The sequence below is a fragment of the Candidatus Coatesbacteria bacterium genome, assembly GCA_014728225.1.
In the GTDB taxonomy this organism is placed as follows: Bacteria; RBG-13-66-14; RBG-13-66-14; order RBG-13-66-14; family RBG-13-66-14; genus WJLX01.
The window spans coordinates 1-26,935 of sequence record WJLX01000024.1 but is presented as its reverse complement, the minus strand read 5'-3'; the positions used below and the strand labels follow the sequence as shown (position 1 = coordinate 26,935).

23 protein-coding genes are annotated in these 26,935 nt (G+C 66.9%); 9 read left to right on the top strand and 14 right to left on the bottom strand.

The window, feature by feature from the left end:
• Positions 1 to 53: 53 nt before the first annotated feature.
• Positions 54 to 764 (bottom strand): hypothetical protein, encoded by a 711-nt coding sequence (locus GF399_02040; GenBank protein ID MBD3399095.1) that lies wholly within the window; start codon positions 762 to 764, stop codon positions 54 to 56.
• Positions 765 to 910: 146 nt separating this feature from the next.
• On the opposite strand from GF399_02040, the gene GF399_02035 reads away from it, so the two are divergent.
• Entirely contained in the window at positions 911 to 1,354 is a 444-nt protein-coding gene (locus GF399_02035; GenBank protein MBD3399094.1) for a cyclic nucleotide-binding domain-containing protein, read from the top strand.
• A 74-nt stretch (positions 1,355 to 1,428) separates the two neighbouring features.
• Here the strand turns inward: GF399_02035 and GF399_02030 are convergent, their stop codons facing one another.
• Both GF399_02030 and GF399_02025 read right to left on the bottom strand, forming a co-directional pair.
• Positions 1,429 to 2,481 (bottom strand): hypothetical protein, encoded by a 1,053-nt coding sequence (locus GF399_02030; protein MBD3399093.1) that lies wholly within the window; start codon positions 2,479 to 2,481, stop codon positions 1,429 to 1,431.
• 203 nt (positions 2,482 to 2,684) lie between these two features.
• The gene (locus GF399_02025) at positions 2,685 to 4,316 is read right to left on the bottom strand and encodes a BamA/TamA family outer membrane protein (protein ID MBD3399092.1); all 1,632 of its coding nucleotides are present in this window, start codon (positions 4,314 to 4,316) and stop codon (positions 2,685 to 2,687) included.
• Between the two features lie 91 nt (positions 4,317 to 4,407).
• On the opposite strand from GF399_02025, the gene GF399_02020 reads away from it, so the two are divergent.
• A complete protein-coding gene (locus GF399_02020) occupies positions 4,408 to 5,106 on the top strand; it encodes a hypothetical protein (GenBank protein ID MBD3399091.1) in 699 nt (232 codons plus the stop codon).
• 101 nt (positions 5,107 to 5,207) lie between these two features.
• On the opposite strand, the gene GF399_02015 is transcribed toward GF399_02020, so the two are convergent.
• From GF399_02015 to GF399_01995, 5 genes are all read right to left on the bottom strand, one after another.
• Positions 5,208 to 5,972, bottom strand: coding sequence for a DUF4388 domain-containing protein (locus GF399_02015; GenBank protein ID MBD3399090.1), 765 nt, complete (start codon positions 5,970 to 5,972; stop codon positions 5,208 to 5,210).
• A gap of 224 nt (positions 5,973 to 6,196) precedes the next feature.
• A complete protein-coding gene (locus GF399_02010) occupies positions 6,197 to 7,195 on the bottom strand; it encodes an NTP transferase domain-containing protein (protein MBD3399089.1) in 999 nt (332 codons plus the stop codon).
• 80 nt (positions 7,196 to 7,275) lie between these two features.
• A complete protein-coding gene (locus GF399_02005; protein ID MBD3399088.1) occupies positions 7,276 to 7,446 on the bottom strand; it encodes a Trm112 family protein in 171 nt (56 codons plus the stop codon).
• 75 nt (positions 7,447 to 7,521) lie between these two features.
• The gene (locus GF399_02000; protein MBD3399087.1) at positions 7,522 to 8,343 is read right to left on the bottom strand and encodes a sigma-70 family RNA polymerase sigma factor; all 822 of its coding nucleotides are present in this window, start codon (positions 8,341 to 8,343) and stop codon (positions 7,522 to 7,524) included.
• Positions 8,340 to 9,764 (bottom strand): YchF/TatD family DNA exonuclease, encoded by a 1,425-nt coding sequence (locus tag GF399_01995; GenBank protein ID MBD3399086.1) that lies wholly within the window; start codon positions 9,762 to 9,764, stop codon positions 8,340 to 8,342. The genes GF399_02000 and GF399_01995 overlap by 4 nt, the downstream gene beginning before the upstream one ends.
• A gap of 1,026 nt (positions 9,765 to 10,790) precedes the next feature.
• Between GF399_01995 and GF399_01990 the strand changes: the two genes are divergently transcribed.
• On the top strand, positions 10,791 to 12,380 hold the full coding sequence (locus GF399_01990) for a radical SAM protein (GenBank protein MBD3399085.1): 1,590 nt from the start codon (positions 10,791 to 10,793) through the stop codon (positions 12,378 to 12,380).
• 397 nt (positions 12,381 to 12,777) lie between these two features.
• On the opposite strand, the gene GF399_01985 is transcribed toward GF399_01990, so the two are convergent.
• The 5 genes from GF399_01985 to GF399_01965 all read right to left on the bottom strand — a co-directional run bounded on the left by GF399_01985 (position 12,778) and on the right by GF399_01965 (position 14,995).
• Positions 12,778 to 13,281, bottom strand: a complete 504-nt coding sequence (locus GF399_01985; GenBank protein MBD3399084.1) for a periplasmic heavy metal sensor — start codon at positions 13,279 to 13,281, stop codon at positions 12,778 to 12,780.
• A 184-nt stretch (positions 13,282 to 13,465) separates the two neighbouring features.
• Positions 13,466 to 13,936 carry a hypothetical protein gene (locus GF399_01980; GenBank protein ID MBD3399083.1) on the bottom strand — a complete coding sequence of 157 codons (471 nt, stop codon included), beginning with the start codon at positions 13,934 to 13,936 and terminating at the stop codon, positions 13,466 to 13,468.
• A 33-nt stretch (positions 13,937 to 13,969) separates the two neighbouring features.
• Complete coding sequence (locus tag GF399_01975) at positions 13,970 to 14,122, bottom strand: hypothetical protein (protein MBD3399082.1); 153 nt, start codon at positions 14,120 to 14,122, stop codon at positions 13,970 to 13,972.
• On the bottom strand, positions 14,122 to 14,688 hold the full coding sequence (locus tag GF399_01970) for a hypothetical protein (GenBank protein ID MBD3399081.1): 567 nt from the start codon (positions 14,686 to 14,688) through the stop codon (positions 14,122 to 14,124). The genes GF399_01975 and GF399_01970 overlap by 1 nt, the downstream gene beginning before the upstream one ends.
• Entirely contained in the window at positions 14,678 to 14,995 is a 318-nt protein-coding gene (locus GF399_01965; GenBank protein ID MBD3399080.1) for a hypothetical protein, read from the bottom strand. The genes GF399_01970 and GF399_01965 overlap by 11 nt, the downstream gene beginning before the upstream one ends.
• 483 nt (positions 14,996 to 15,478) lie before the next feature.
• On the opposite strand from GF399_01965, the gene GF399_01960 reads away from it, so the two are divergent.
• The 5 genes from GF399_01960 to rnc all read left to right on the top strand — a co-directional run bounded on the left by GF399_01960 (position 15,479) and on the right by rnc (position 21,422).
• On the top strand, positions 15,479 to 16,747 hold the full coding sequence (locus GF399_01960; protein MBD3399079.1) for an FtsX-like permease family protein: 1,269 nt from the start codon (positions 15,479 to 15,481) through the stop codon (positions 16,745 to 16,747).
• A 165-nt stretch (positions 16,748 to 16,912) separates the two neighbouring features.
• Complete coding sequence (locus tag GF399_01955) at positions 16,913 to 19,684, top strand: BamA/TamA family outer membrane protein (GenBank protein ID MBD3399078.1); 2,772 nt, start codon at positions 16,913 to 16,915, stop codon at positions 19,682 to 19,684.
• A gap of 286 nt (positions 19,685 to 19,970) precedes the next feature.
• The gene (gene rpmH / locus GF399_01950; GenBank protein ID MBD3399077.1) at positions 19,971 to 20,105 is read left to right on the top strand and encodes a 50S ribosomal protein L34; all 135 of its coding nucleotides are present in this window, start codon (positions 19,971 to 19,973) and stop codon (positions 20,103 to 20,105) included.
• A gap of 81 nt (positions 20,106 to 20,186) precedes the next feature.
• Positions 20,187 to 20,621, top strand: coding sequence for a ribonuclease P protein component (rnpA, locus tag GF399_01945; protein MBD3399076.1), 435 nt, complete (start codon positions 20,187 to 20,189; stop codon positions 20,619 to 20,621).
• Between the two features lie 54 nt (positions 20,622 to 20,675).
• The gene (rnc, locus tag GF399_01940) at positions 20,676 to 21,422 is read left to right on the top strand and encodes a ribonuclease III (protein ID MBD3399075.1); all 747 of its coding nucleotides are present in this window, start codon (positions 20,676 to 20,678) and stop codon (positions 21,420 to 21,422) included.
• A 591-nt stretch (positions 21,423 to 22,013) separates the two neighbouring features.
• On the opposite strand, the gene GF399_01935 is transcribed toward rnc, so the two are convergent.
• Positions 22,014 to 22,862 (bottom strand): Fe-S cluster domain-containing protein, encoded by an 849-nt coding sequence (locus GF399_01935; GenBank protein MBD3399074.1) that lies wholly within the window; start codon positions 22,860 to 22,862, stop codon positions 22,014 to 22,016.
• A gap of 187 nt (positions 22,863 to 23,049) precedes the next feature.
• On the opposite strand from GF399_01935, the gene GF399_01930 reads away from it, so the two are divergent.
• On the top strand, positions 23,050 to 26,901 hold the full coding sequence (locus GF399_01930; GenBank protein MBD3399073.1) for an AsmA family protein: 3,852 nt from the start codon (positions 23,050 to 23,052) through the stop codon (positions 26,899 to 26,901).
• Positions 26,902 to 26,935 lie beyond the last annotated feature (34 nt).

Genomic DNA, 26,935 nt, shown 5'->3' with positions numbered 1-26,935 from the left:
AGGCTGCGCAGCCTCCCCGCCGACCTAAAACGTGCTCTTGCGACCAAAACCCCTCAACCGCCCGCCCGGCCGCGGCGCGGCTTGCCCAGCCGCAGCCCGGCGCCGACGATCAGCACCATCCAGCCCAGGGCGGCGTGGTTGGAGAAGTTGAACAGCGCCGGGGCGAAGACGGCGGCGAAGCCGCCCCAGGCGTCGCCGGTCAGCCGGCTGTTCCATTCGGGAACGCTCTCCCGCTCGCGCAGCAACCACAGCAGGCCGTCGACGGCCAGACTTACACCGACGGCGATCACCAACCCCAGGATTACCGCAGGGTGGAAGCGGTAGAAGCGCTCGCGCTCCAGCAGCAGCCGCCAGAGCCAACCCGTCCCGGCGCACCACAGGGCGGCTCGTCCCGCCGCCAGGGACGCCCGGCTGAGCATCCCCCAGGGCCCCTCGTTGTCACGCCTGGATTCGAAAGCCGCGGTCACCCCCTCGCCGACGGCCAGCGCCCAGCCGACGGGAACGGCCCCCAGATACAACAACAGACCGCAGACCAGCCCCCGACTGGGGTCGAAAATGTCGAATTCGTAGCGCAACCGCGCAAGGGGGGTCACGGCGATCAAGCCCACGGCGGGCAGCAGGACCCAGAGATGGGCCGACTCGTAAAGCAGCTCACCGCGATGGACGGGCAGGGCGTAGAGCGACAGCGCCAGCCAGCCGCCCAACCCGAGCAGCACTCTGACGCCGTGGCGCCACCACCTTAGCCGACCCCGCCTGACGCTCACCGGACCTCCCTGCTATACTGGAGGTGTGGGGGATCGCCGTCCGTACTCCAGCATACCCGCACTGACCAACCCGTGTTCATTCACACCGTCAACCCGCCATCGGAGCCGCCGGATAACCCGCCGAGGTCAGTCGCCAGAGGACAGCCATGGAAAACGCCGAGATCACCCGTTTCAGCCTGTTCAATAATCTATCCTCCGAGCAGTTGGAGGTAATCCGCCAACGCCTGCACTTCCACCGCGCCGAGAACGAGGAACAGCTCATCGCCGAGGGTGAGCCGGGTAACCGAGTCTACCTGATCTCCAGTGGTAAGGTCAATATCCTCAAGGTGATAGATACCGATCGCAGCAAGGTGCTGGCCACCCTCGGACCGGGCAGCATCTTCGGCGAAGTGGCCATCCTCACCGGCGGTCCGCGCACGGCCACGGTCATCGCCGAAAGCACCACCGAGCTGTACTATCTCGAACGCGACGAGGTCATGGAGCTGATGCATCAGATCCCCGACATCGCCATCAACCTGGCCCGGGTGATGTGCGAGCGGCTGCGCCGGGCCGACCAGGAGATCCGCCAGGTGCTGCTCAACCCTCTGTGATACCACCCCAGCTCTGCACCGAGCAAAAATAACGGGACCGCCGCGGCGGTCCCGTTGGTATTCATGCTTACCGGCTACTGGCCCTGGGGGTACATGCCCTCCAGCTCCTCGGCCATGCGCTCCAGCTCGGCGATGTCCATCTCGCCGCCTTCGCCCATGCCCTCGAAGTCGTATTCGCCGTAGGCTTCGCCGAAGCCCTCGGCCATCTGGGTCATCATCAGCATACCCTGGAGCATGCCCTCGAGCTCCCGGCGGCCGAAGGGCTGCAGTTCGGTGACGGTGAAGGCGCTCTGGGCGCCCTCGTCGCCGAAGTCCTTCATCACCAGCTTGTCCTCGCCGTTTTGGACGACCTTGACCACGCCGGTGAAGGGGATCTCGGGAGAGTAATAAATCTCGGCGACGTCTCCGTCCGCGGTGACGGTGAGAATGTTGCAGAGCATCGTCCGGCCGGCGATTTCGACCTTCTCGTTACGGGTGGTCTCGAAGGTGACCTCCTCGGACTCGGCGTCCTCTTCCTCCACCTCTTCCTCGAACTCCTCGGCCAGGGCGGCGAAGTCCTCGGTCATCGCCAACAGGTCGGGCAGCATCTCCCGCACCAGCTCGATGATCTCGTCGACCTTGACGTCGAAGGCGTTCTTGTCGTCGATCTGGACCTGGAGCTCCTTGAGGTTCGCCTCGAGCTTGTCGAGGTTCTCCTCGGCCTCCCGGCGCAGTTCCTCGGTATCCATCGTCTCCATCGACGGGTCGGTCATGTAGCTGGACATCATGCCGTCCTGCTCACCCTCGGGATCGCTGAAGAAATCGTGGACGCCCTCCTCGAACTCCTCGTAGACGCTGGAGTCGAGCAGAGCCTTGACGACGATCATCTCCTTGTCCTGGCTGGCGCTGAACTCCAGCACGTAGCCGTCGGCGGTGTCATCGAGGAAAGCCAGGGTGACCTCGCCGCCCTCGGGTCCGGTGTAGGTGACCCACTGACCCGCGGCGGTGGTCGTCTCGGCCAGTTGCTCGAGCACGTCGATTTCGCCGTCCTCGCCCTCGGCGATCCCTTCCTCTTCTTCCTCGCAGCCCAGCAGCCCCAGGGTCAGGGCGGTCAGCAGGGCCAGACTCAGCAGCACTAGTTTTCGCAAAGTGATCCTCCTTGGCATGATTGCCGGTTTGATTGCCGGTTCGTTGATCGCCGGTTCGTTAATCGCCGGCTCGTTGTTCGATCAGCACGCGTCGCGTTGGATACGGACACGGCGTCGGCTCCAAAGGAATCATTATAGCCGATTGGTCGGTCGATATCCAATTCCGCCATACCGCGACCGTGATAAACCCCGACGACAGGCACTCAGAAGCCGCCGCTGACCAGGCGGACCTGGACGACACCTTCGTCGAGCTCCCGCTCGGCGCCGACGGCGTAGACGACCTCCAGGCCGCCGATGCCGATATCGACGCTCAGACCCAGACCATAGGAGTATTCGAGAGTGGCGAGCTCCATCGCCCGCGAGATGAAGCGGCCGGTCTGGCGCGGGCTGAGGTAGGCGGCGTCGCCGAAGGCGAACAGCCGGCCGTCGGCCCCCAGGCGCAGACGATACTCCAGACTGCCCTGGACGTAGGCGTCGCAGGGCAGCTCCTCGGCCCGGTAGCCCCGGGGTTTGGCCGCCCCGCCGAGGTAGAAGTAATCCTCGACGGCGCCGGGGTCGAGCCGGGAGGTTCCGCCCTCGAGCAGCAGGGCCAGGGTGTGTGGCTCGGCCGGGGTCCAAAAGAAATCGGCCCGCGCCCGCAGTTTCAGCGGAGTTCGTCGTATCTCGGCGTAGCCGCGGCGGCCGGCCTCGGCAAGCAGACCCAGGCGCGACCCGGCGGCGGGGTTGTTAGGCGGTCGGCCCCGATCCCAGTTCAGCGCGGCCCGCAACCCCAGGTACTCACTCTCACCGCCCAGGTAACTGTCGTCGAGGGAGCCCCTCAGCCCCAGGGACAGCTCCAGATCGACGCCCAGACGGCGGGTATAGGTCAAGGCGAGGGCGTCGGCGCGGCGCCGGCTCCGACGCAGCCCGTCGTACTCCAGGTCGAGGTCGGCCCAGCCACCGGACAGATAGCGCTCGCGGAAGGCCAGCCGGTAATCGGCGTCGTCGGTAGTGCGCTGGCGGTAGAGCAGCTCGAGATCGCGGGCGCCGCCGGCGATGTTTATCCAATCCACACTCAGTTCGCCGAACAGGTCCACGCCGCCCCCGTCGGCCTCGCGCAGCCCCAGGGCGCCGTCGGCCATCAGGGCGGGGCCGGGAACGACCTCGACGATCAGGCCGTCGGCGTAGCTGATGGTCCAGTCATCGTAGTAGCCGCTGCGGGCCAGGCGGCGCTCGAGGACGGCCAGAGTCCGGGGCAGCAGGGGCTGACCGTCCTCGAGACCGCAGACCAACTCGACGCTGCGGGCGGCCCGGCCCCGGACGCCGCGGACCTCGAGCCCCTCGAGGATCGTGCGCCGGCCTTCGACCAACTCCAGGGTCAGGGAGAGGGAGCCGCCGGGGTCGCGCTGGAAACCGCCCAAGCGGGATTCGAGTTCCAGATAACCGGCGGCGGCGTACAGGCGGGCGACGGCGTCCAGCAGCCCGCTGACGCCCTCGCGGCGCCAACCGGCCCGGGCCGCGGCCTCGATGTCGACGGGCTCCAGAGTCCGAGCGCCGTTGATCGTCACCTCGCCGAGGGGGGCGCGCGTTCCGGCGTCGACGTTGACCCGCAACAGCATCCCGCCGGCGCGCTCGACGTACTCGACCTCGATCCGGGCGTCGAGAAAGCCGGCGGCGGCGAGGCGGCGCGCCTCCTCCTCCAGCAGGGCTCCGACCACCCCGCGGTCGAGTTCGTCGCCGACCAGCGCCTCCAGCCCGGGCAGCTCGCCGCCCTCGATCTCGACGCCGACGATGCCGCGCCCGGCCGCCGCCAGGCAGGCGACCAGCAGCGCCAGGCTTGTCAGACGGCGGATCACGTCTTATACTGACCTTGGTTCTCGCCGTGGCGGCGCAGCGTTACGCACCGGGCGGCAGTCGAAATCATCGTGAGGTCGTCGTGAGGTCGTCATGGACAACGTCGCGGATGCCCGCTGGGAAACCCGGGAGCTGGTCTGTCCCAACTGCCGCCGCCGCCTGGTGGTCGGCGACGGAGACCGGGTCTTCACCTGCCCCCAGTGCGAGGCCGGCTTCGAGCTGGGTTTCGCGGGGCTGGAGCCCTTAAGCGCCAACCAGGTCTACCTGGGGTGGTGGCTGCGCAGCCGCCCCGAGGGACCGGCGGGGGCGGCCGAGGAGGAGATCGTCCGCCTGCCTTTCTGGCGCTTCGAGCTGCGCGCACCCCGTGACGGCCGGCTGAAACTCGACGAACTGCCCTGCCCCCGCGCGGTCAGCGACCGCTTGCGCGACGAACGTTTCGACCTGGATCGGCGGCGGGTCTTCGCCTACCTGCCGGCCTTCCGCACCCGCCATCCGGTCAGCGCCCTGCGGACCGCCGCCGCCCTGACCGACTGCCAGCCGGAGTACGAATTGATCGCCGGGGCCCGCTCCCGGGGCGCCGCCTACAACTCGACCGAGGCCACCCGCCTGCTGGACCTGGCCGTCCTCGAGCTGGCCGAGAGCTCGCCGGGGATGGCCCTGACCGGCTGCTGCCCCCGGCGTCGTCCCGAGCTGGTCAGCCTGCCCTTCGAGCAGCGGGGGGCCGAGCTGGTGGAATCCGTTTCGGGAACCCGCTTCGCCGCCGCCGAGCTGGACCTCGCCGAACCGGACTGAGCCGGGTGGGCTGGCGGGCTGCGGTAAGTCAGCGCAAAATTGAGCAGAGGGTGGGGTTCGCCCCACCCTCTGCCGCCGAGTTATTCAGCCGGCGACGCTGCTCAGAACAGGGACTGGACGAATTCGCGCAGCTCCCGGTTCAGCGCCCGGGCCTCGGCGCGGGAGGTGTACTCGAGGGCGAAGATCTCGGAGTTACCGCACAATTCGCCCATCTCGTCGCGGCTGGCCAGCTCGATGTCGTGGCCGAAGCGGCGCTTCTCGCGCTCGACGAACTCCCGGGCCGCGCCGCCGATGTAGCGCTCGAGGATCTCGATCATCCGGTCGGTCACCGGGGTCTTGACGATCTCGACGAGGCCCTCGTCGCGCAGGCTGTCCAGGCGCTTGAGCACCTCGGGCACCTTGAGCCCGACCCGGCGGCTGATTTCGCGGATGTTGCGCCGGCCGTTGATACCGGCCAGGATCTGGCGGTCCAGCTCCAGGCCGTCGTACATGGTCGGATCAAAGCCGGCGGTGGGCCGGGGGATGGAAAAGCTGTAGCCGATGCGCTCGCGCAGCTTGTCGAGCTCGCCGACCCGGCTGGAGGCGTCGAAGAGCAGTTTCTGCCAGTTGCTCTCGATCCGTTGGGGGCGCTCGATCTCCTCGGGGATGAACTCGAAACTGCCCACGTCCCAGCAGAAGGGCTGGAAGAAAGCCTCTTCGCCCTGGGCGTCGGCGCCCTCGGCGTCGATGATGGCGCCCTCGCGGAAAAAGACGGTAATCCGGTCGCCGTTCTCGTTGAAAACCAGGCGGCCGGTTTTACGATTCATGATCAACAGCTGAACGACCTCAGCCTGGGAAAGCTCCTTGAAGGTTCCGCGCATAAACATCCAGAGTTGTTGATCCCTTTTCTATGCCTGTTACTTGCTCGTCGAAGGCTAAGCAATGTTGGGATTTGAGTGGAGATTGCCGTTCTGCGCCGGGCGGGCGCAGTTGCTGACCGACCGTCAATGGACCGTCGCCCGGAGCTGGATTGGATTATCAATCTTCATCGCGATAAGTTTACCACCCGGTCGCCGCCCGGGACAAGGGGCGTCGCGACTCCGGCGGATAATTATCCCAGGCTGATGATGCTGTCGTCACCGGCGTTGATGGTGGAGAAAGCCCCGGTGACGCGGGCCCCGAGGCCGACCAGGGACTGATCGAGCTGGACGCCGGTCAATTCGGCGCCCCGTCCCACCAGGCTGTCGCGAACGATCGAATCGGTGATCCGGGCACCGGTGTCGATGCTGGCGTAGGGTCCGATGACCGAACCGCGCAACTCGACATCGGCGGCGATGAAGACCGGCGGGATGATCACGCAGGAGTCGAAATCGCCGGTCGGCGGCGGATCGCGGTCGAGCAGGGCCCGGTTCGTCGCCAGCAGGGTCTCGGGTTTGCCGCAGTCGAACCAGCGTCCGATGCGCCAGGGGACGAAGGGAGTACCGGCATCGAGCATGGCCGCCAGGGCGTCGGTGAGCTGGAACTCGCCCCGGGTGCGTACCCCGTCGCTGATGTTGCCGCCCAGTCGTTGATACAGCAGCTCGGAATCCCGGATCAGGTAGATGCCGACGATGGCCAGGTTGGTCGGCGGATTCTGCGGCTTCTCCACCATCCCGCTGATTCGTTCCCCCTCGAGACTGACGATGCCGAAGCGCCGCGGGTTCTCCGTCGGCGCCACGCAGATGACACTCTCTTGGCGGGCGAACATTCCAGCCAGATCGGCCTCGACGATGGTGTCGCCCAGGATGATCAGGCTGGCCAGCCCGCGCCGTTCAGCGTTCTCGTTGAGCGCCGTCCAGACGGCGTGGCCCAGACCGAGCTGCTCGGTCTGGCGGGCGAAGACGCAGTCCAGTTCGGGATGAGACCGGCGGACATACTCCTCGACCTTCTCGGCGAAGAAGCCCGTCACCACGGTGACCTTGCGGATGCCCAGGGCGGCGACGTCGTCGAGGATGTAGCCCAGAATCGGCTTGCCGGCCACGGAAAGCAGGGCCTTGGGCAGGGTGTGGGTGTGGGGTTTGAGGCGGGTGCCGATGCCGGCGGCGGGGATGATAGCCTGGTAGCGCTCCATCGTCGGTCTCCCTGGGCTGGAGGATTGCCGGGCCCGCGGGGGATTGTGGCGGGGCGGCGGTTGCGGCGCTCGTCGGTGGCTCAGGCGTCCCCGCCCTCGGCCTCGTCGACGAGCATCACCGGGATGCCGTCGCGGATGAGGTAGCGGCGACCGCAGCGGTCGCAGATGATCCGCTCCCCGGTGTCGTCGAGATGCACGGCGGTCTTGCAGGCCGGGCAGGCCAGGATCTCCAGCAGCTCTTCCAGGTTCACGATCCTCCTCGGAATGGGGCGCGGCGATCGTCCGGGATTATTCTACGGGACGACCGGGCGGCGGTCAAGGCGTCCCTAGTTGAGTTCGCGGCTGGCCATGGCCCGCACCCGTTGGAAGGCCTGGACCTCGATCTGGCGGATGCGCTCTCGGGAGAGGTCGAAGACCTCGCCGATCTCCCTCAGCGTCATCGGCTTGCAACCGATGCCGTAGTGCATGCTGACCACCCTGGCCTGGCGCTCGGGCAGCTTGCTGAGGTAGAGCTCGACCTCGCGGATGCGGTCCAGCTCCAGCATATCGTCCTCGGGGTTGGGGCTGTCGGCGTCGGCGATCAGATCGAGCATCTCCGTGCTCTCGTCGGGCACGATGGGCCGGTTGAGCGACAGCTCGCCGCCGGCCAGTTTGCGCAGCTTCTCGATCTTTTTCTCCGGCATGCCCAACTCGGCGGAGAGCTCGCCGACCTTGGCCTCGCGCCCCTCGCGGGCGCGGAACATCTCGCGAACCCGCTTGAGGCGGTAGAGGTCGCAGTAGATGTAGAAGGGCAGGCGGATGGTGCGGGCATCGTTGGCCAGCACCCGACTGATCGACTGGCGGATCCACCAGACGGCGTAGGAGATCAGGCGGTTGCCGCGCTCGGGCTCGAAGTGCCGGGCGGCGATGATCAGCCCCTCATTACCGGCGCTGATCAGGTCCGTCAGCGGCAAGCCCTGGTTGAGGTAGCGGTAGGCCATCTTGACCACAAAGCGCAGGTTGGCCTCGACGAGGCGCTTGGTGGCCTCCTCGTCTCCAGCCTTGGCGCGCTTGGCCAGCTCCAGCTCCTCCTGGCGGCTCAATATCGGGATGCGGCTGATCTCGTTGAAGTAGGCCTCGAGGGCCGGATCGTCGCTGCCCGTTCTCATGCTTGGTCCTCATCGTGGAAACTGCGGCGGCGGAAATCGGCACCCAACGCGGACGCCAGCTCGGCGACGGCCTCGACGTCCAGGCCGGAGACGGCCACGGCGCTGGCGGTGACGGGGACGCCGGCGGCAACGGCGGCGCCGATGAACTCCTTGACGGCGGAGAACGCCGCCTCGCCCGCGACGGGACGACAGAGGCGAACGTACTCCTCGGCGTCGGGGGCGTTGAGGCTGACGCCGAGGCGATCGACGACGGGACGCAGCCGCCGGACCAGCTCGGCCGCCGTCAGCCCCAGCTCGAGCTGTGCGGTGCCGTTGGTATCGATACGCACCCGGCGGCCGGCTTGTTTCAAGCTCCCGGCCACCGCCAGGACGGTGTCCAATCGCAGCAGGGGCTCACCAAAGCCGCAGAAGACGATCTCATCAGCCGGGGCGCGCTTCAGCTCGGCCGCGGCGCAATCCAGCAGCTCAGCCGTCGTCGGCTCGCGATTGAGCCAAAGCTGGTAGCCCGCCAGGCCCAGCCGACGGCGGCGGATGCAGAAGGAGCAGTCGTTGTTGCAGCGATTGGTGACGTTGAGATAGATCCGGGAACCGAGACGGTAGCAGAAGTCGCCCGGATCGGCCGCCGCCGAAGGCAGGCGGAACAGGCGACGGGCGTTGTCCGTGGTGGTCCGCGCCGCCGTGGCGTAGTCGACGTCGTGCAGCTCGGCGACCTTGGCCAGCACCAGGGCGACCCGGGCGGGCTCGTTGCACTTGCCCCGAAACGGATGGGGAGATAAATAGGGCGCGTCGGTCTCCACCACTAACTGCTCCAGGGGCAGCCGGGCCACCAGACGCTGGAAGTCCCGGGCGTTGGTGAAGGTCACCGGCCCGGCGATCCCGACGTGGTAACCCAGCTCAAAGGCCCGGCGGGCGTGGCGTTCGGCGCCGGAGAAGCAGTGCAGCACGCCGTAGGGCTGGTCACGCAACACCGGGTAGTCGGCGGCCTCGGCGAGAACCTCGAGGGTGTCGTCGGCGGCCTCCCGGCTGTGGACGACCACGGGCAGGCCCAAACGCCGGGCCCGGCGCAACTGGTCGAGGAACACCCGGCGCTGGATATCCCGGGGCGAGCGCTCGTGGTGGTAGTCCAGGCCGATCTCGCCCCAGGCGACGACACCGGGACGCCCGGCCAGGGCCTCCAGGGCGTCACCGTAGTCGACGTCATAGTCCCGCGCCTCGTGGGGCATCAACCCCACGGCCGCCGAGACCAGCCGCGGGTGTTCTTCGGCCAGCGCAACGGCCTGGCGGCTGGTGGCCAGGTCGATGCCGATGCTGACCAGGCGCTGGACGCCGGCGTTACGCGCCCGGGCCAGCAGCGCCTCGACGACGCCGTCGTAGCGGGGGTCGTCCAGATGACAGTGGGTGTCGATCAGAGTCGGTCTCATCTTCTCCCGTTCCCGTTTCCATTCCCGTTCCCCGTTCCGGGGCTTCAGCGTTGCCTCAGCACTGCAGACGGGGCGTCTGCGACGTAGTATCTCAACAACACCCGGCTGAATTCTGTCAAAGCGTACAAATGAGCGGCTTGAAGCAATTGAGATGAAAAAATGGCCTATTCATATTGACTATACCCCCAGAGACCTGCTACTCTTACACTAAGAGTTTAGGTGGGGCGGCGTCACAAACGTATTATCCGACTAAGCCTGTAAGTCTTATACTGCGCGGGACAGAGTCCACTCCGACAAGCCGGTTGCCGAGGGCAAGCTGTAAGTCTTAACCGCTAAGTCCTAACCGCGCGGAACGGAGACCCGTTGATTGCCGGCTGTCCCGGCGGACGCTCGTCGGATAAGAACCCGGCCGGTCGCCTGAGGCCAACCCGGAGCACCGCTGTATCAAAGGACCCATCATCCATAACCCAGCGTTAATCCTGCACGATGCGGCGGTTTCGGGAACCGGGCGAGAACACCCGCCAGGGCAACAAACACGATTACTTCGGGAGGTTATCGCACAACACAGGAGCGGGCCGAAAGGACTTGAACGAAGGGAAACCCAGCGGCCGCGGAGTTGAGTGCAGATAAAACTTGATACTGCCTATTCATCCCCTGACTCACCTCCCGCAGCAAACGACCGGGTCAACGGTTGCTGATCAACGGTTGCGAATGGACGGTTCCAGATGAACGGTCCCAGATGAACGGTCCCAGATGAACGGTTCCAGATGGACGGTTCCAGATGGACGGTTCCAGATGGACGGTTGCGTATAATCGAATAATGCGGGCTTAGCCCGATAAGCCAACCTCCGCCTCAAACCGCCCCCCTCCGAGAAGCGTCTCCCTCCTCCCGCCTCAAAGCCCCTCCAGCCACCCACGATTGACAACGGCCGTCGGAATCGATTATAGCACATCGATTTCGGGGCTGGTCGTGCTACGCATTATGCAGCAGACTACTCCGCACGTATGCCATGAGGAGGATGAAAGATGAGCCCCGTATGGGAGAGCATCAAATCCACCGGGGCCCACATCGCCGCGCGCAACATCTCCCGTAAGCTGGCCCGCGACCCCAAGGGAACCTTCATCAAGCTGGCCGAGCTGTTCGAGAAGGTGAGCGTCCACGATGTGGACCGCGAACGCGCCCGCGATATGCGCTGGCTGTTCAAGAACGAGCATGTGTTCCTGGACTTCATGGAACGCTCCGTAACCCAGTTGGCGGAAAAACCCCGCCGGGCGCTGATCGAGAACTTTTTCATGAACCCCTTCGTCTTCGAGGAACGCAAGAAGCAGTGGCAGGAGGAGAACGGCTTCAAACCCCTGGAGCTCCTCGTCCTGTCGATCACGGCCCGCTGTAACCTGCACTGCTACGGCTGCTGGGCCGCCAAGTACTCCAAGAAGTCCGATGACCTGGACTACGAGGTCCTCGACCGGCTCATCGGCGAGGCCCACAACCAGATGGGCGTGACCCTCTTCGTGCTGACCGGCGGCGAGCCGTTCATGCGCAAGGAGGAGATGTACCGCCTCCTCGAGAAGTACGACAAGTGCTTCTTCATCATCTACACCAACTCCCTGCTGATCACCGACGAGGACGCCGACCGCCTGGCCGAGCTGGGTAACGGCGCGCCGATGATCTCCATCGAGGGCGACAAGGCAACCACCGACGCCCGGCGCTCCAACGGCTACGACAAGATCATCTCCCGAATGGAGCTGCTGCGCGACAAGGGCGTCCTGTTCGGCTTCTCCGGCACCGTTACCGAAAAGAACGCCGAATACTTCGGCTCCGACGAGTTCATCAAGCTCATGATCGACAAGGGCTGCATGTTCGGCTGGCTGTTCCACTACATCCCCATCGGCGCCGAACCCGAGTTGGAGCTGATCCTCTCACCGGAAAAGCGCGACAAACTGCGCCACGACGTCTATCGGATGCGCAACAAGTACCCCATCTTCCTGGCCGACTTCTGGAACGACGGCTACATCGCCCACGGCTGTCTGGCCGGCGGACGCCAGTACCTCCACGTCAACAACAACGGCGACATCGAACCCTGCGTCTTCGCCCACTTCGCCGTCGACAACGCCTACGAGACGACGCTGACCCAGGCCCTGCAGCACGATTTCATGAAGGCCATCCGCGGCGAGATCCCCTACGACGGCAACCTGCTGCGACCCTGCATGATCATCGACCATCCCGAGATGCTGCGCCGCCACGTCGCCGAACACCAAGCCCGGCCGACCCACACCGGCGCCGAGACCATCCTCGAACGCGCCGACATCATCGACAAGCTCGACACCAACGCCGCCCGCTGGCGCGAGATCACCGAAGAGGCCGTGCTCAAGGGCGACTACATGATCATGTACCCCACCAGGCTCAAGCCCCGTGTCCCCGGCTCAAGCATCGCCCTACCCGTCACCCCCGACGAGATACCCGAGGGCGAGGCCGCCCGCTACGCCGCCGGACTCGAGTGGGCCTTCTACCACCCCGACTCCGAGCGCGAGGACCACGGCGTGCTGGAAGAATCCACCAAACTGACGACCGACTCCTCGGACGAAGAGCTGTCCGAGAGCGAGAGCTTACACTAACAAGCGGCATAAACGATCCGACGACGGGACGGCCCAAGCGCCGTCCCGTTCCTTTTACAACGGCCCGACCGAGCGGTGGACACCACCCCGGCGAGACCTGGGAAAACAAAACCCGCCACAACGCCGCCGCCCGGTGGCCCGGAACTGGCACGGTTTTTGCGGAGGCGGACCGTTATCATCGCTCTCAACGGCCGCCGAGATGCAAAAACCGTGCCAGTTCCGGGCGGTACGGGGCTTCGAGCATCGGCGAAGGCCCGGGGGTTGTTTTCCCAGGTCTCGCCGGATGCCGGGCATGAAGAAAAGGGCCCCTCGCGGGGCCCGTACCGGATCGGTGGGTATCACCTCCAAGATTGCGCCGGAGGCTGGCAAGCTCCTTGTCGATCCGGATCAAGGTGTGTCAGCGTCCCTCGGGACCGGGGCCTTCGGGACCGCCGGCGCCCATACCGGGACGACCGCCACGGCCGCCGGGTCGACCATGGTGCAGTTCATCGAAGAAGACCTGTTGCTCGGCGGTCAGGACGTCGCGGACCTCGCCGCGGTGCTCGAGCCCGGCGAGCAGCCTCTCGGTCTCCAGATCGTCGAGGCGATCCTTGGCGGCGCGGACGGCGCCCAGATCGGGATCGGCGTCACGCAACAGCTCGCGGAACTCCTCGCGGGCCTCGCGCAGTTGATCGCGCAGGTCCTCGTTGGCCTCGTGGAACTCGTCGCGCAGCTCCTGGATGGTCTCCAGTTGCTCGGCGGTCATGTCGGGGATGCAGGCCAGGGAGGGCTGCCCGCCCTCGCGGGGCCCTTCACCGGGACCGCCGCCGCGGGGAGCGGGTTCGGGACCCTGGGCAAAGGCGGACAGGGCCGTGGCGAGAACAGCCAGCACGGTCAGGGCTTTCAGGGTGGTGCTCTTCATGGTTTTCTCCTCTGTTACAGCGATCCGCGGAGTCTAAGCTCGTTACGGATCAGTTGGTTCCTGGTCAGGTTAGTAGGCGGAGCACGATGATCAACAGGTTCAGCAATGCTATCGGCAGGATCGGTTTCATCATCGGGATGGGTTGGGGACGATCCGCCGGCGGCGAACCGCCCCGGTTGCTTGGTTAACGGTCCCGGCCGCTGCCGGCTCCCCGCCTGGAATGACCGGGCCCCTGACCGGGCTGACGTCCGCCGTCGCCGATGTCGTGGCGCGGCTCGCCGGTGACCAGGGGATGATCGGGATCCAGCTCGGCCAGTTCGTTCAACTGCTCGGTGCTCAGAACGCCGCCGGCCCGGGACAGGTGGACGCGGACCAGTTCTTCCAATCGGTCGCGGACTTCGCGGGCCCGCTCGGAGTTGCGCTCACCGGCGGCGCAGAGTGCGCGCAGTTCGTCGTGGAGAGGTTCCGCCGCGCGACGGTGGGCCTCACGCAATTGCTCCAGCTCGGAGCGCTGGGCATCGCTGAGATCCCGCAGCAGCCGCAGCTCACGGTCGGGGTTATCGGGGTGGTTGCCGCCGCCCCAGGCCGAGACGGCCAGGGTCGGAACGAGCAGGGCCAGGACTATCGCCAGGGGGATCGTAAGGTGCCGTTTCATGGGTTCTCCTTCTGTCTTAGCCGTTGGTCGGCGCTAGCCGTACGACTGGCAATTGAACGCCAGGTACAAGGGGTGGTAGAAACGCTGGTTGAAGATGATCGCGCCGTTGTTCGTTGTTCGCTTTCCCCGGGAACGCGGCGTCGTCCCCCGGTTGATCAGTTTGCTACGCCGGTCGAGGTTCCCCATCAATCCTCCTCTCCGGCACCGAGGCGTTTGGTGCAATAGGGGCAGAAATTCCAGTCCCGCTCGACGGGCCGAGCGCAGTGCGGGCAGACAGCCGTTTTACGTCGTCCTTCGCGGCGCAGCAGGTGCAGAAAAAGGACCACGGCGCCGCCGGCGCTGCCGATGACGATCAGCAACAGGGGCCACAGCATGGGCGGCGGGCCGGCAGGAACGTCAGCGATCAGCTCCCGCACCCGCTCCAACCGGGCCTCGTCCTCCAGCTCGATCACTTCGTCGTACAGGGCGCGGCGCTCCTGCGGCGACAAGCCGTGCCAGAAGCGGATCGCCCGTCGGCGTTCGTCGGGCTCCAGGCGCTGGAGGATCTCACGCTCGAAGCGCCGGGGCTGCCCGTCAGGATTGAGCGGACCACCCGGGTGGGCGTTATGGGCCGGCGGAGGCCGGCGCTGAAACTCCGGTGCCGGGGGTGCGGTCGCTGTCCGGAAGCCTTGGCCCAGCAGGACGAATCCCGTCACCACCAATCCCAGACAGAGCACACCGGCGATAAGCGAAATCAACCGCTTAGTCTTCATCGCGGACCTCCTTCAACACGGTGCCGCAGCGGGGGCAGGCCCGCCAGAGGGCGCGGACGGCCGCGCCGCAGCCCGGACAGCTACATTGCAACGCGGTACCGCAGTGGGGGCAGACCTGGAAGTCCACTTCGACCGCGCCGCCGCAGGCCGGACAGAGCAGCTTGGGTCTGGTGTGGTGACGCCGCAGGACCAGGATCACCAGTCCGGCGAGCAGGGGAGCGAGGATGATCAGTAATAGCAGCATGGTTTCTCTCCTTCCGGAGTCACTATACTGCAAGGACCGTGCCAACCCTGTACTGGTGGGCATTCACAGAGCAAGTCGCCTGACAAGGACCGCCAATCGGCGCAGTTACGCAGCATTTCATGCAGCGCAGGTCTTCTGTTGAGACCAGACATCCGTATTCCTTTGATATATCAGACCATAAGGTTTACAGAAAAAGCTGTGTCTTTCCGCCGGTCGGAACTCGGGATCAGCTCCGCCGTAACCCGGTGTCGGCGGTTCGGGCCCGGAAAACCGCCTGCTGCACCTGCGGCGCTCCAAGAACACCGCGCCCCGGAACCGGCACGGTTTTTGCATCTCGGCGACCGTTACGGCCGACGATAACGGTCCGCCTCCGCAAAAACCGTGCCGGTTCCGGGGCGGGCGCCGGCTGCAGAGCCGGCGGAACGGCGGGCGGTTTTCCGGGCCCGTCTTGCGGGTTCGCCCCGCACCCTTGTTGGAAGCGTCCCGATTCCGGTATACTGGACGAGTCTGAGTCTTCCCCACTCCCGGCGTCGCCGGAGCCGCTCAATGAAACTCGCCAACGCCCGTCATCTGATCGCGGCCAACCTCGGTCGTCACAAACGGCGCAGCGTGACCAGCTCACTGGGCATCGCCATCGGTGTGGCGGCCCTGGTGTTCCTGGTCGGCCTGGGGCAAGGTGTGCGGCGCGAGGTAATCGAGGGCATGCTGGCCAAGCTGCCGCTCAACGAGTTGATCGTGCGCGAGAAACCGGGGCTGTTGCGCGAGGCGATCCCGCTTGACGATGCCGCCCTGGAGCTGTTGCGCGGCGCCGAGGGCGTCGAGGCGGTCTATCCGGCCCTGGAATCGCCGATCCCCTCCCACCTGCGGGGCCTCGAGATCGGTCCCGTCGAGCTGCCGCGCTTCGGCACGGACCTGGGCGTGGCGGGTTGGGATAAGCGGATGCTCGACGCCGCCCGCTCCGACGGCGGCGTCGAGCCGGCTCCCGGTGAGGTTCCGGTGATCATCTCCAGCGAACTCGTCGATTTCTACAACGAGGTCTTCGCCCCGGGCAACGACCTGCCGTCCTTCACCCCGGAGGAGGTCCTGGGGACCAGTTTCGGTCTGCAATTGGGTCGTTCGAGTTTCGAGCAGAAACCGGTCACCAGGCTGACCGGTCGGGTGGTGGGCTTCTCGCCCAAAGCGATGCTGATCGGCGTCACCATCCCCCTGGAGGTGTTGCAGGAGGCCACGGTTCGAGCCACGGGCTCCCGGGCTGAGCGCTACTCCAAGGCCTACGTCGTCTGCCGCGATTCACACACCGCCGCCGGCGTGGGGGCCTTCGCCCGGGAGGCCGGTTTCGAGACCGAATCCAGCCGTGAGGCCGTCGAGAAGGCCGGCCTGACCATCGACACCATCACCGCCGTGCTGGCCGTCGTCGGCGTGCTGATGCTGTTGATCGCCGCCTTCAGCATTTTCAACAACTTCAGCCTCATCGTCACCGAGCGCAGCGCCGAGATCGGCCTGCTGCGCTGCCTGGGCTGCACCCGGGGCGACATCCGCGGCCTGCTGCTCGGCGAGGCCGCCGTGGTCGGCGCGGTCAACGGCGCCGTCGGCGTCTTGGCGGGCTGGGGCTTGAGCGAGCTGGGCGACCATCTGCTGCGCAGCCACCTTCCCGACTTCAGCTTCATGCCCGAGACTTTCTTCTACCTGCCCTGGTGGCTGCTGCTCGGCGGCTGGGGCGTGGCCGTCGGCGTGGCGGTGCTGGCGGCCTGGCTACCGGCGCGCCGGGCGGCCCGCCTGGCTCCGGCCGAGGCCCTGCGCCGGCTCGAGGCCTGAGCCGGGAACCCGGGGGCGCTTGCTGACGTTTAATTACCGACCTGAGCCTCGGGAATTCATCGTTTCGGGAACAGCCCTCGCCGGACGGCGATTTTTCTGCTATCTTATGGTGACGGAGGCCTATGGCCCGGGCCTGCGGACGAAGCCGACGGGCCGCGAGGAACAATGCCGCTAAACCGTGGACAGCTCCGTTGGTTGCTGATCGCCTTGCTGCTGCTGGGGACCGCTCCGGCGGCGTCCTATTCCAGCTTCGGCCAGAACAAGGTCAGCTACCGCGCTTTCGATTGGCGGGTGCTGACCACGGAGCATTTCGACGTCCACTTCTATCCCGAGGAGCGCGAGCTGGCCGAGCGCACCGCCGCCCTGGCGGAAACGGCCTTCCGCGAGCTGGCCCTGCGCTTCGGCCACCTGGTCAAGGGCCGCATTCCCCTGTTCGTCTACTCCAACGGCCCCAGCTTTCAGCAGACCAACACCATCGACATGCTGCTGCCCGAGTCCGTCGGCGGTTTCACCGAGTTCCGCAAGGGCCGGGTGGTGATGCCCAACAACGGCGACCTGGCGGCCTTCTCGTCAACGCTGACCCACGAGCTGGTCCACGTCTTCGCCTTCGATGTGCTGCGCGACAATGTCATGGCCCGGGGCGACACCAGCTACGGCACGCCCCACCTCTGGTTTTCCGAGGGGCTAGCCGAGTACTTCTCCGACGGCGATTCAGCGGAGCTGGCGATCTACATGCGCGACCTGGTCCTCGAGGAGCGTCTGGTCTCCCTGCGCAAGCTGATCGGCGCCGGGCCGGTGTTCCTGCTCTACAAGGAGGGACAGTCGGCCTGCGTCTACATCGCCGAGCGCTTCGGCGAGGACGCCCTGGTCGAGCTGCTGCGGCGCAGCTACACCCACGAGTACTTCGATGACGTCGTCGCGGACGTGCTGGGCGTCGCCTTCGACGAGTTCGACGAGGACTGGCGGCGCTGGGTCAAGCGGCGCTACTTCCCCCAGATCGCCGAGCGGCACAGTCTGGACGAGATCGGCGAGCGGCTGACCGGCGAAGAGGAGATCGCCCTGTCGCCGGTCTACGTCGAGCGTAACGGCGAGCCCGGCTACTGCTTCCTCTCCAACTACTACGGCTACCAGGCCCTGTTCTGGGCGCCGCTCGAGGAGCCCGAAGCCGCCGAGCGCTTGCTGACCGCCGAGCGCAACCCCAGCCTCGAGTCCCTGCACATGTTCACCAGCGATCTGGCCGCCGACGACGGCCGGGTGGTTTTCTCCGCCGCCACAGGGGGTCGCGACGAGCTGATCTGCTATGACGTCGACGCCGACGAGGTGCGTTGGCGCCGTCCCCTGCCCGGGGTGGTAAACCTCTACTCCCCGGCCCTGACCGGCGACGAGCTCTACGTCAGCGGTCTTGACGAGGCCGGACGCGCCGACCTCTACCGCGTCGAACTGCCCGACTGGCGCGTCACCCGGTTGACCGAGGATTTTTACTTCGACGGTGAGCCGGTGATCACGCCGAACGGCGGAATCGTCTTCTCCTCGAACCGGGCCGACGGCGAGTACTCACCCCACCGCCACCTCTGGCGGCTGGATCCGGCGACGGGGGAACTCGAACAGCTCACCACGGGTGCTTACGCCGACCGCGCGCCGGTCTACGACGCCCAGGATCGGCTGTACTTCTTCTCCGACCGCGACGGCGCCGCCGATCTCTACCGCCGGGAAGACGATGGCTCGTTGACCCGGATGACCCGGCTCTACTCCGGGGCCTTCCGCGGCGGCTTCACTCCGGCCGGGGACCTGCTCTGCGAGGGCCTGGTCGGCCACGGCTTCGGCGTCTACCGTGTCGATGAACTGGCCCCGGCGCCGGCCGGGGAGAGCGTCGCCGCCGTCGGTGAAAGCGGCGGGGTGGCCCCGCTGCAGACCGTGGACATCGCCGCCGAGATCGCCCCCTACGAGACCGAGTTCACCCTCGACGTCATCCGCGCCGACACGGCCTACGACCCCGAGTTCGGCACCGGCCTGGGCACCGCCGTCGGCTTGACCGACCTGACCGGCGACCAGCGGATCATCCTCCAGCTCTACTCCGTCGGCAGCTCGACGGCCGGCTTCTTCGAGTACCTCAACGTCGCCGGCACCTACCTCAATCTCTCCCGGCGGCTCAACTGGGGCGTCGGCGGCTTCCACTACGTCGACGACTACTACGACTACACCGTCGAGCAGCCCTACTTCGAGCGGCGCTACGGCGGCGTCGGCGTACTCAGCTACCCCTTCAACCGCTACACTCGGCTGGAGAGCAACCTGGTCCTGCGCCAGTCCGAGCGCTACGACTACCTGGGCGAGGACTGGAACAGCCGTCTGCTGGGCTCGGGCTATCTCTCCTTCGTCTACGACACCACCCTCTGGGACATGATCGGGCCGATCGACGGGATGCGCGTCAACCTCCAGGCAGGTCAGACCTTCGATCTGACCAACGGCAAGAGCGCCTACTACAGCCTGTGGGGTGATGTGCGCTACTACCTGCGCACCAGCCGCAAGACCACCCTGGCCGCCCGCCTGATCGGCCGCCTGGCCGAGGGCGAGGACGCCCGGCGGGCCTACTTCGGCGGCTCGATGTCCATGCGCGGCTACCCCTACGGCCACTTCCACGGCACCCGCTTGGCGATGGGCAACCTCGAGTGGCGCTTCCCCCTGTTCGACTATATCGCCCTCGGGCTGCCCGTCGGGGCCTTGACCTTCTACGAGGTTCAGGGGGCGCTGTTCTTCGACGCCGCCGCCGCCTGGGACGCCGATCAGGACTTCCCCGGCCTGTCCGGCAACTTCGGTATCGGCTTTCGCGTCGGCCTGGCGCGCTACTTGGCCCTGCGCTTCGATCTGGCCTGGTTGACCGATTTCGAGGAGGTCGAGCGCGACCCCGAGTTCCAGTTTTATATCGGCTGGAATTTCTAGGTCCCGGCGCCCTTTGCCGGGCCGTCACGGTTCTTGCATTACCGCCGGACCCCGCGCGGGGTCCGGCGGCGCAACAACCGCGCCGGCCCTCCCCCGCTTACGTCCTCGTCCGGCGGGTGGACCGTGGAGCATTCCACGAGCAGCCGTCAAGCGCCCTTTGCCCGGCGGCGGATCATCCAGCGACGACGGCGAACTTGACAATACCCCGCGGGGTCTGCTATTCTGCTCGTCCCTTTAGCGAGACAAACGGCGACGAGCCGTCGGCGGTTTTTGAACGGAGGCAGCGATGAAACGAACCTACCAGCCCAGCAAGATCAAGCGCAAGCGGGATCACGGTTTCCGCAAGCGGATGCGGACCAAGAACGGCCGCAAGCTCGTTTCGCGTCGGCGTCGCCGCGGCCGCAAGCGCCTGAGCCATTAGTGGAGCCCGTCGTCCCGCAGGGTCGACGAATCCGCCAGCGGAATCAAGAGATTAAACGGTCTCCCTCGAGGCTGTTTTTTCATGCGCTGCTGTACTAGAATTGCCGCAATGGGACGTTACGGCTATCCGCGCGAGCTGCGCCTGCTCAAGAAACGAGACTTCGACCGCCTGTTCGCCGCAGGCCGGCGGGTCTCGCGGGGTCCGCTGCGCCTGATCTACCTGCGGCGCGGCGTGACGGGACTGCGCTGCGGCACGGTCACGGGCCGCCGCGTCGGCGGAGCCGTGGAGCGCAACCGGCTGCGCCGTCGCCTGCGTGAGCTTTACCGCCTGCACCGGCACCACCTCGTGCGCCCGCTGCACTTCGCCATCCTCGGGCAGCAGGGCGCGGGCCGGCTGGGCTGGGACGAGCTGCGCGAGCTGGTCCTCGGGCTCTGGCGCGAGGCCGGGCTGCTCGAAGAAACCGAGCGAACGGAAACCGGCGGAGCGCAAGCGCCGGACGAAACCGACCAACCTTGACAACGACCGATGGCAACGCTGGAAGAAAACGGATAACGACGATGGAAGAAGACGATGGATGAAGACGATCTGTATATCCTCGACGCCGTCGAGGAGATCACCGGGCATCGCTTCGGCAACCTCGAGCTGCTGCGCAAGGCGCTGACCCACCCCTCCTATTATCACGAGAACGAGGGCTGCGAGGGTCATTACCAGCGGCTGGAGTACCTGGGCGACGCCGTTCTCGATCTGGCCGTGGCCGAGTTCCTCTACCACGTCGACCAGACGGGCAACGAGGGCGACCTGACCGAGAAGCGGGTCTCGATGGTCTGCGGCGACAACCTGGCCCAACGGGCCCGGGAGCTGGAGCTCGGCGAGCTGCTCTACCTGGGTAAGGGCGAGCGGGAATCCGGCGGCGCCGACCGGGATTCCAACCTCGAGAACGCCTTCGAGGCCCTCTTCGGCGCTCTGTTCATCGACGCCGGCTATCACCACGCCGCCCGGGTGGCCCGGGAGCTGCTGTTCGAGGAGCTGATCGAGGCCGTCGACGACCCCAAGGGCGACCTGCAGCAGTACTGCCACCGCCACGATATCACCCTGCCGACCTACGAGGTCACCGTCGAGGGCCCCGACCACCGCCGGCTGTACCGTTCCCGGGCCCTGGTCGACGGCGCGCCCTGCGGCGAGGGCGTCGACACCACCAAGAAAGGCGCCGAGGCCCTGGCGGCCGCCGAGGCTCTCAAGGAGCTGCGCCGCCGGGAGCGGGAGAAGAAGAAGCGCTCCCGCCGGGGCGGACGACGTCGCAAGAAACGGCGCCGCTGAAGCGGCGGTCGTTCAACGTGCTTGAGAACCGGGCGGGGAGCCCAACAGCCCCCGCCCGGTTCTCAAGCACGCGCCGCGAATGCCGACGGCCGGAAGCCGGGGTTGCCCGCCGGGCGCCGCAACGCTTCGGGGCTTCGACGATATCCCCTGCGGTGGCTTCCATTGACGACGCTGGACGGCGCGGTGTCGGCGTATGAGTCAACCAAGGCACACCGTTACTGCTACACGCCTCAACAGCCATCCCCCTGTAGAGTAACTAAGCAGTAACGAGCAAGAAGATGTCGATAAGGCATCTCGGCGCCTGTCTGACACTTCAGCCTGTCCTTCGCCGAGACCAGCGGCAGCGGGTTATCAAGAGACATGGGGGAAACAGCAGTCAGGCAGTCGTTCAGCAGGAGTGTTCAGGGTCGATGGGTTCTGCGCGACATCCAGCCAGACCCCGACTGGAGCCGTGTCCGCTGGATACCGAGACTAACCTCACTCCAACGAGTGATTGCCCGGGTAGTCGGTGGAGAAACGCTGTCGAAAAAAACCGCGTGGCCGAGAAGCCCCGCGGTATGGTATTGCAAAGGCCGGTGACGCGCCGCCGCCTCAGGCGGCGTCTTCGTCTTTGCGGGCCGCGTCCTCGACGGGCAGACGGCGGACGAAGCAGTTCATCGGGCAGGCGCGCAGCGGATCGCAGAAGTCGTGGCCCTCGTGGCCGAAGTCCAACACGGGCAGGGCGCCGTCCATGACGATGCCGCCGTTGGGGTTGCCCTTCTCCTTGGTGCAGAGGGTGCAGCCGATGCAGCCGACGCGGCAGACATCCTTGACGGACTTGCCGCGGTCGCGGTTGATGCAGGCCAGGAAGACGGGCTCGTCGGCGGGCATCAGCTCCATGATGCCCCGGGGGCAGGCCTCGACACAGGCGCCGCAGGCGGTGCAGTTGTCGTCGATGACGACGGGCAAGCCGTTGTCACCCATCAGCAGGGCGTCGAACTTGCAGGACTCGACGCAGTCGCCGAAGCCCAAACAACCGTAGACGCAGGCCTTGGGTCCGTTGTCGAGCTGGTCGGCGGCGCGGCAAGTCGGGACGCCGTAGTAGGTGAAGGCGTCCCGGGCGTTGTCGCGGTCGCCGCGGCAGCGCACGACGGCCACCTTGCGCGAGGCGGCGTCGACGGAGACGCCGAGGACCTTGCCGATCTGCTCGGCCAGTTCGGGACCGCCGGGGGCGCAGCCGGTGACGGGGGCCTCGCCGGAGGCCACGGCCTCGGCGTAGCCGGAGCAGCCGGGGTAGCCGCAGCCGCCGCAGTTGGCACCGGGGAGCAACTCGAGGATCTCCTCGACCTTGGGATCGACCTCGACGGCGAACTTCTTGGCCGCCACGGCCAGGCCAAGGCCGAACAGCAGGCCCAGCCCGCCCAGACTGAGCACGGCGTAGAACAGCAGGGTGTAGTCCATGGGGTCCGCGGGTTGGGGACGCCGGGAATGCCGGGCGTCGGTTTGACGTAGGCTGAAGAAGAACAGGGGCGATTATACGGCCGTCCGGCCCGAGCGTCAAGGGGTGACCGGGTGGACGGCGGAACCGGGGCTCTCAGGATGGCGCTGGGTTCCGGCCCCGCGATGAGTTACAATCGCCGCCGAGGTGATGAGCCAAGCGATGAACGCCCTGGAACGATTCTTCGAGCGGCTGCACCGCTGGAAACCGCCGGACTGGCTGCGCAAGACGGTCCGGGTGGTGGTGCGCGTACTGCTCGTGCTGCTGATCCTGCTGGTGATCCTCGTCGTCCTGCTGCAAACGCCGATGGTCAAGCGCTGGCTGGCGGGGCTGATCGAGGACATCCTGAGCGAATCCCTGGCCCTGGAGCTGGAGATCGGCGAGCTGTCGGGCAGCCTGCTGGGCGACGCCACGCTGAGCGGGTTCAGCATCGCCAACCCGCCGGGCTCCCGGGAACCCCGCTTCCTGAGCATCGACGAATGCAGCGTGGAGTTCAACCTGTTCGAGGCGGCCTTCGGTACGCCTCAGCTGCGTCTGGCCCAACTGACCGGCGTACGGGTGGTCTACGAGGCCTACGCCGACGGCGGCTCCAACATCGAACTGTTGTTTCCGCCCTCGGAACCCGAAAAGCCCAACTCGCCTCTGGTCATCGAAAACATCCGCCTGATCGGCGGCGACGTAACGGTGTTGGCCGCCGACGGCTCGAGCTTCACCGTCGGCGGGCTCAGCGGCAGCCTGGGCCTGGAGATCGAGTCCGAGCTTATCCACCTCAGCGAGCTTGACTTCCACGGCGCCCTCGACGACCTCGACATCCCGGCCTTCTGGGTCGAGGGCTCTGTGCGGATCGAGGACGCCGGGCCGCTGCGCCTGGAGCGGATGACCGTGGCCACCCTGGGCTCCCTGATGCGCCTCGAGGGCTCGGTCTACCCCGACGAGGAGACCCTGGACCTGGAGCTGGTGGCGCCCAACGTCTCCCTGGACGAGCTGCGCGAGACCCTGGACCCGGGTCTGCCCCTGGCCGGCGGGGTCGAGGTCCGCGGCCACCTCAGCGGACCTTTCTCCGATCCCCGGGCCGAAATGGACCTGGCGCTGCGCAACCCCAACGCCGCCGGCTACCTCCTCGACGAGCTGGCGATGCGCGGCGTCTTCTCCCAGCGCACCCTGTACCTCGACGATTTCCGCCTGCGCCGTGGCGGCGGACGGGCCAAGGGCTGGGCCGAGCTGGACTTCAACGGCGAGCAGCCGAGCCTGGCCGGCCAGCTTAACTTCTACGGCATCGACCCGGCGGAGCTGGCCCCGACCCATGCCGGAGCCCTGCCCGGCGACCTCAACGGTCGTCTGCGCCTGGAGAGCGTCGCCAACGAACCCGGCGAGCACAGCCTGGAGCTGGAGCTGTTCCCCGGCGAACTGGGCGGCGTCGACATCCAGGGGGTCAAGCTGGCCGCCCTGGGCGATATCAACGACCTGACCCTGACCCGGGGCCTCATCCGGGTGGCCGGCGGACGCCTGAACTTGACCGGCGGCCTGCGCGGCGGCGAGTTGGAGCTGAAGCTGCGCGGCGGCGACCTGCGCCTGGCGCAACTGAGGGAACTGACCGGCCTCGAGGGCCTGGCCGGCCGGGGCGATTTGTCCCTCGACGTCGGCGGACCTCCCACCGAGGCCCGCATCCGCTACGGCGTACAGCTTCGCAACACGGTCTACGACGCCGGCGGCGTCGAGCGACTCAGCGTCGAGGGCGTTCTGCAACTGCCCCTCGAGCGCCGCGACGCCCTCGATGCCGTGCTGAGCGTCGACAACGGCCGCTACAAGGATTACGGCGTCGAGCGGGCCCGGGTCGAGGGGCGCTTCGGCTGGAGCGCCGGACCCAGCTTCGACGGCCGGCTGCAAGCCCGGGGGCTGAGCGTGAACGAAGAGCGCATCGCCGAGCTGGAACTCACCGGGGACTACGCCGAGGGCGAGGCCCGTCTCGAGGATCTGCGGCTGATCTACGACGACCAGACCCGCCTGGGCTTCGCCGGGCGGCTGAGCCTGACCGAGACGGGCTTCGACGCCGCCGGAGAGCGGCTGGAGTTGGAGCACAACCGGCTGCGCGTCGAGATCGCCGAGCCCTTCGTCGTCGCGCTGAGCGATTCCAGCCTGGAGCTGGAGCCGCTGACCCTGGTCAGCAACGCTGGCGAGCTGCGCCTGGCGGGGCATTTCGAGCTGGAGGAGGAGCGCTTCGACTTCGACGCCGCTTCGCCGGGGCTCGACCTGGGCGTTCTCGGCGAAGCCGTCGCTCTGACCGATGACGAGGAGCTCGGTGGACGGGCGGTCTTCAGCCTGACGGCGATGGGCTCCCCGCAGGCGCCGATCTTCGATCTCGAGCTGGACGTCGACGACTTCGTCTACGGTGAGCAGGGGGTCGAACGGGCCGCACTGGACGCCGAGTTGACCGGCGGGGTGGCCCTCTCCGAACTGCTGGCCGCCCTCGACGGCACGGCGCCGTTGAGGACGGAGGTCGCCGGCGAACTGGGCCGTGTCGAACTCGAGGCCGACGGGCTGCATTACCGAGACTTCGCCCTCGACGGCTTTACCATGGTCGGTGCTCTCAACGAGCGCGAGCTGCAGCTCGAATCCCTGACCGCCGAGCTGGGCGGCGCCAACATCGACGCCGCCGGCCGGCTGGGACTCGACGACGCCGAGCGCCCGCTACGGCTGGCCTTCGGCGCCCACGGCTTCCCGCTGGACGAGCTGCCCTTCCTGCCCCCGGGGCTGGAGTTCGACGGCGGCGAGCTGACCGTCGAGGGCCTGGTCGAGGGCAGCCTCAACGAGCCCCGGATCCAGGGCACCGGCAAGCTGATCGCCGAGCGCGTGATCTACGACGAGGCCGGGGTCGAACTGACGGACCTGGATCTCCGCTTCGCCGCCGACCCCCGCGAGGTCCGGCTGCTGCAACTCGCCGCTCGCCTGGGCGAGGGTCGGCTCAGCGGCGATGGCGTCTTCGAGTACGCCGACACCCAACACGCCGACTTCCAGCTCACCGGTGACGGCCTGGAGTTCCGCAACCTGGCCGACCTGTTCACCGGCAGCTGCGACCTCGACGTCCGCTTCGTCAGCGACGAGGCCGGTCCGCGGCTCAACGGCCGCGTCGAGGTCCTCGAGGGCAATATCGACGTGATCATGGGCGGCGGCGTCGCCGTGGGCAAGCGCACCCCCCCGGGCAAGTCCGCGGAGGCCCCCCTCGACGTCAGCCTCGAGATCGTCGCCGAGCGCAACCTCTGGGTGCGTTCCGAGATGATCGACCTCGAGGTCTCGGCCAACCTCAAGCTGACCCTGCTGGGCGAGGAGCTGGCCCTGGGCGGCCGGTTGAATACCGTTCGCGGCAGTGTCTATTTCCTCGACAAGGCCTTCGACATCGACGAGGGCACCATCGCCTTCGGGCGGCGCATCCCCCCCGATCCCGATCTCAACATCGAAGCCTCGACAAGGATCCGCAGCCGGGATCGCGAGGGCGCCGGCGAGGAAATGGAGATCGGCGTCGGCATCCTGGGCACCCTGTCCAACCCCGAGGTCGTCCTGACCAGCGATCCCGCTCTGCCCGAGCGCGACATCATCATGCTGATCGCCATGGACATGACCTGGGACGAGTACCAGGGCATGCTGGGTGATCAGGGCGCCGGCGGCGCCGCCGGGCACGCCGGGGGCCAGGCCGCCATGGTCCTGGCCGGCTTCATCCAGAACAAGCTGCGCCGCCTGGCCCGGGAGGCCGCCGGTCTGGACACCCTCAAGCTGGAGAGCGCCCTCGGCGACGGCGGCGCCTTCGACAGCCTCAACGTCACCGTCGGCAAGTACCTGCTACGTGACCTCTACGTCAGCTACAGCCGCGACGTCCTCAACCGCGGCAACCAGAGCCTGGCCGTCGAGTATTTCATCACCGACAACCTCTCCGCCATCGGCCAGACCACCGAGGAGGAGGGCGAGATGACCTACCAGCTCAACCTCAAGTGGAAGCTCAAGTATTGACGGCGCTCCGTCGGGCCGGTGGATATGCACGGTT

Bases quoted from the DNA above. Each gene is read 5' to 3' on its own strand.
- GF399_02035 (MBD3399094.1), top strand. From the start codon at position 911: ATGGAAAACGCCGAGATCACCCGTTTCAGCCTGTTCAATAATCTATCC.
- GF399_02020 (MBD3399091.1), top strand. From the start codon at position 4,408: ATGGACAACGTCGCGGATGCCCGCTGGGAAACCCGGGAGCTGGTCTGT.
- GF399_02015 (MBD3399090.1), bottom strand. From the start codon at position 5,972: ATGTTTATGCGCGGAACCTTCAAGGAGCTTTCCCAGGCTGAGGTCGTT.
- GF399_02010 (MBD3399089.1), bottom strand. From the start codon at position 7,195: ATGGAGCGCTACCAGGCTATCATCCCCGCCGCCGGCATCGGCACCCGC.
- GF399_02000 (MBD3399087.1), bottom strand. From the start codon at position 8,343: ATGAGAACGGGCAGCGACGATCCGGCCCTCGAGGCCTACTTCAACGAG.
- GF399_01995 (MBD3399086.1), bottom strand. From the start codon at position 9,764: ATGAGACCGACTCTGATCGACACCCACTGTCATCTGGACGACCCCCGC.
- GF399_01990 (MBD3399085.1), top strand. From the start codon at position 10,791: ATGAGCCCCGTATGGGAGAGCATCAAATCCACCGGGGCCCACATCGCC.
- GF399_01985 (MBD3399084.1), bottom strand. From the start codon at position 13,281: ATGAAGAGCACCACCCTGAAAGCCCTGACCGTGCTGGCTGTTCTCGCC.
- GF399_01980 (MBD3399083.1), bottom strand. From the start codon at position 13,936: ATGAAACGGCACCTTACGATCCCCCTGGCGATAGTCCTGGCCCTGCTC.
- GF399_01975 (MBD3399082.1), bottom strand. From the start codon at position 14,122: ATGGGGAACCTCGACCGGCGTAGCAAACTGATCAACCGGGGGACGACG.
- GF399_01970 (MBD3399081.1), bottom strand. From the start codon at position 14,688: ATGAAGACTAAGCGGTTGATTTCGCTTATCGCCGGTGTGCTCTGTCTG.
- GF399_01965 (MBD3399080.1), bottom strand. From the start codon at position 14,995: ATGCCCACCAGTACAGGGTTGGCACGGTCCTTGCAGTATAGTGACTCC.
- GF399_01960 (MBD3399079.1), top strand. From the start codon at position 15,479: ATGAAACTCGCCAACGCCCGTCATCTGATCGCGGCCAACCTCGGTCGT.
- GF399_01955 (MBD3399078.1), top strand. From the start codon at position 16,913: ATGCCGCTAAACCGTGGACAGCTCCGTTGGTTGCTGATCGCCTTGCTG.
- rpmH (MBD3399077.1), top strand. From the start codon at position 19,971: ATGAAACGAACCTACCAGCCCAGCAAGATCAAGCGCAAGCGGGATCAC.
- rnpA (MBD3399076.1), top strand. From the start codon at position 20,187: ATGCGCTGCTGTACTAGAATTGCCGCAATGGGACGTTACGGCTATCCG.
- rnc (MBD3399075.1), top strand. From the start codon at position 20,676: ATGGATGAAGACGATCTGTATATCCTCGACGCCGTCGAGGAGATCACC.
- GF399_01935 (MBD3399074.1), bottom strand. From the start codon at position 22,862: ATGGACTACACCCTGCTGTTCTACGCCGTGCTCAGTCTGGGCGGGCTG.
- GF399_01930 (MBD3399073.1), top strand. From the start codon at position 23,050: ATGAGCCAAGCGATGAACGCCCTGGAACGATTCTTCGAGCGGCTGCAC.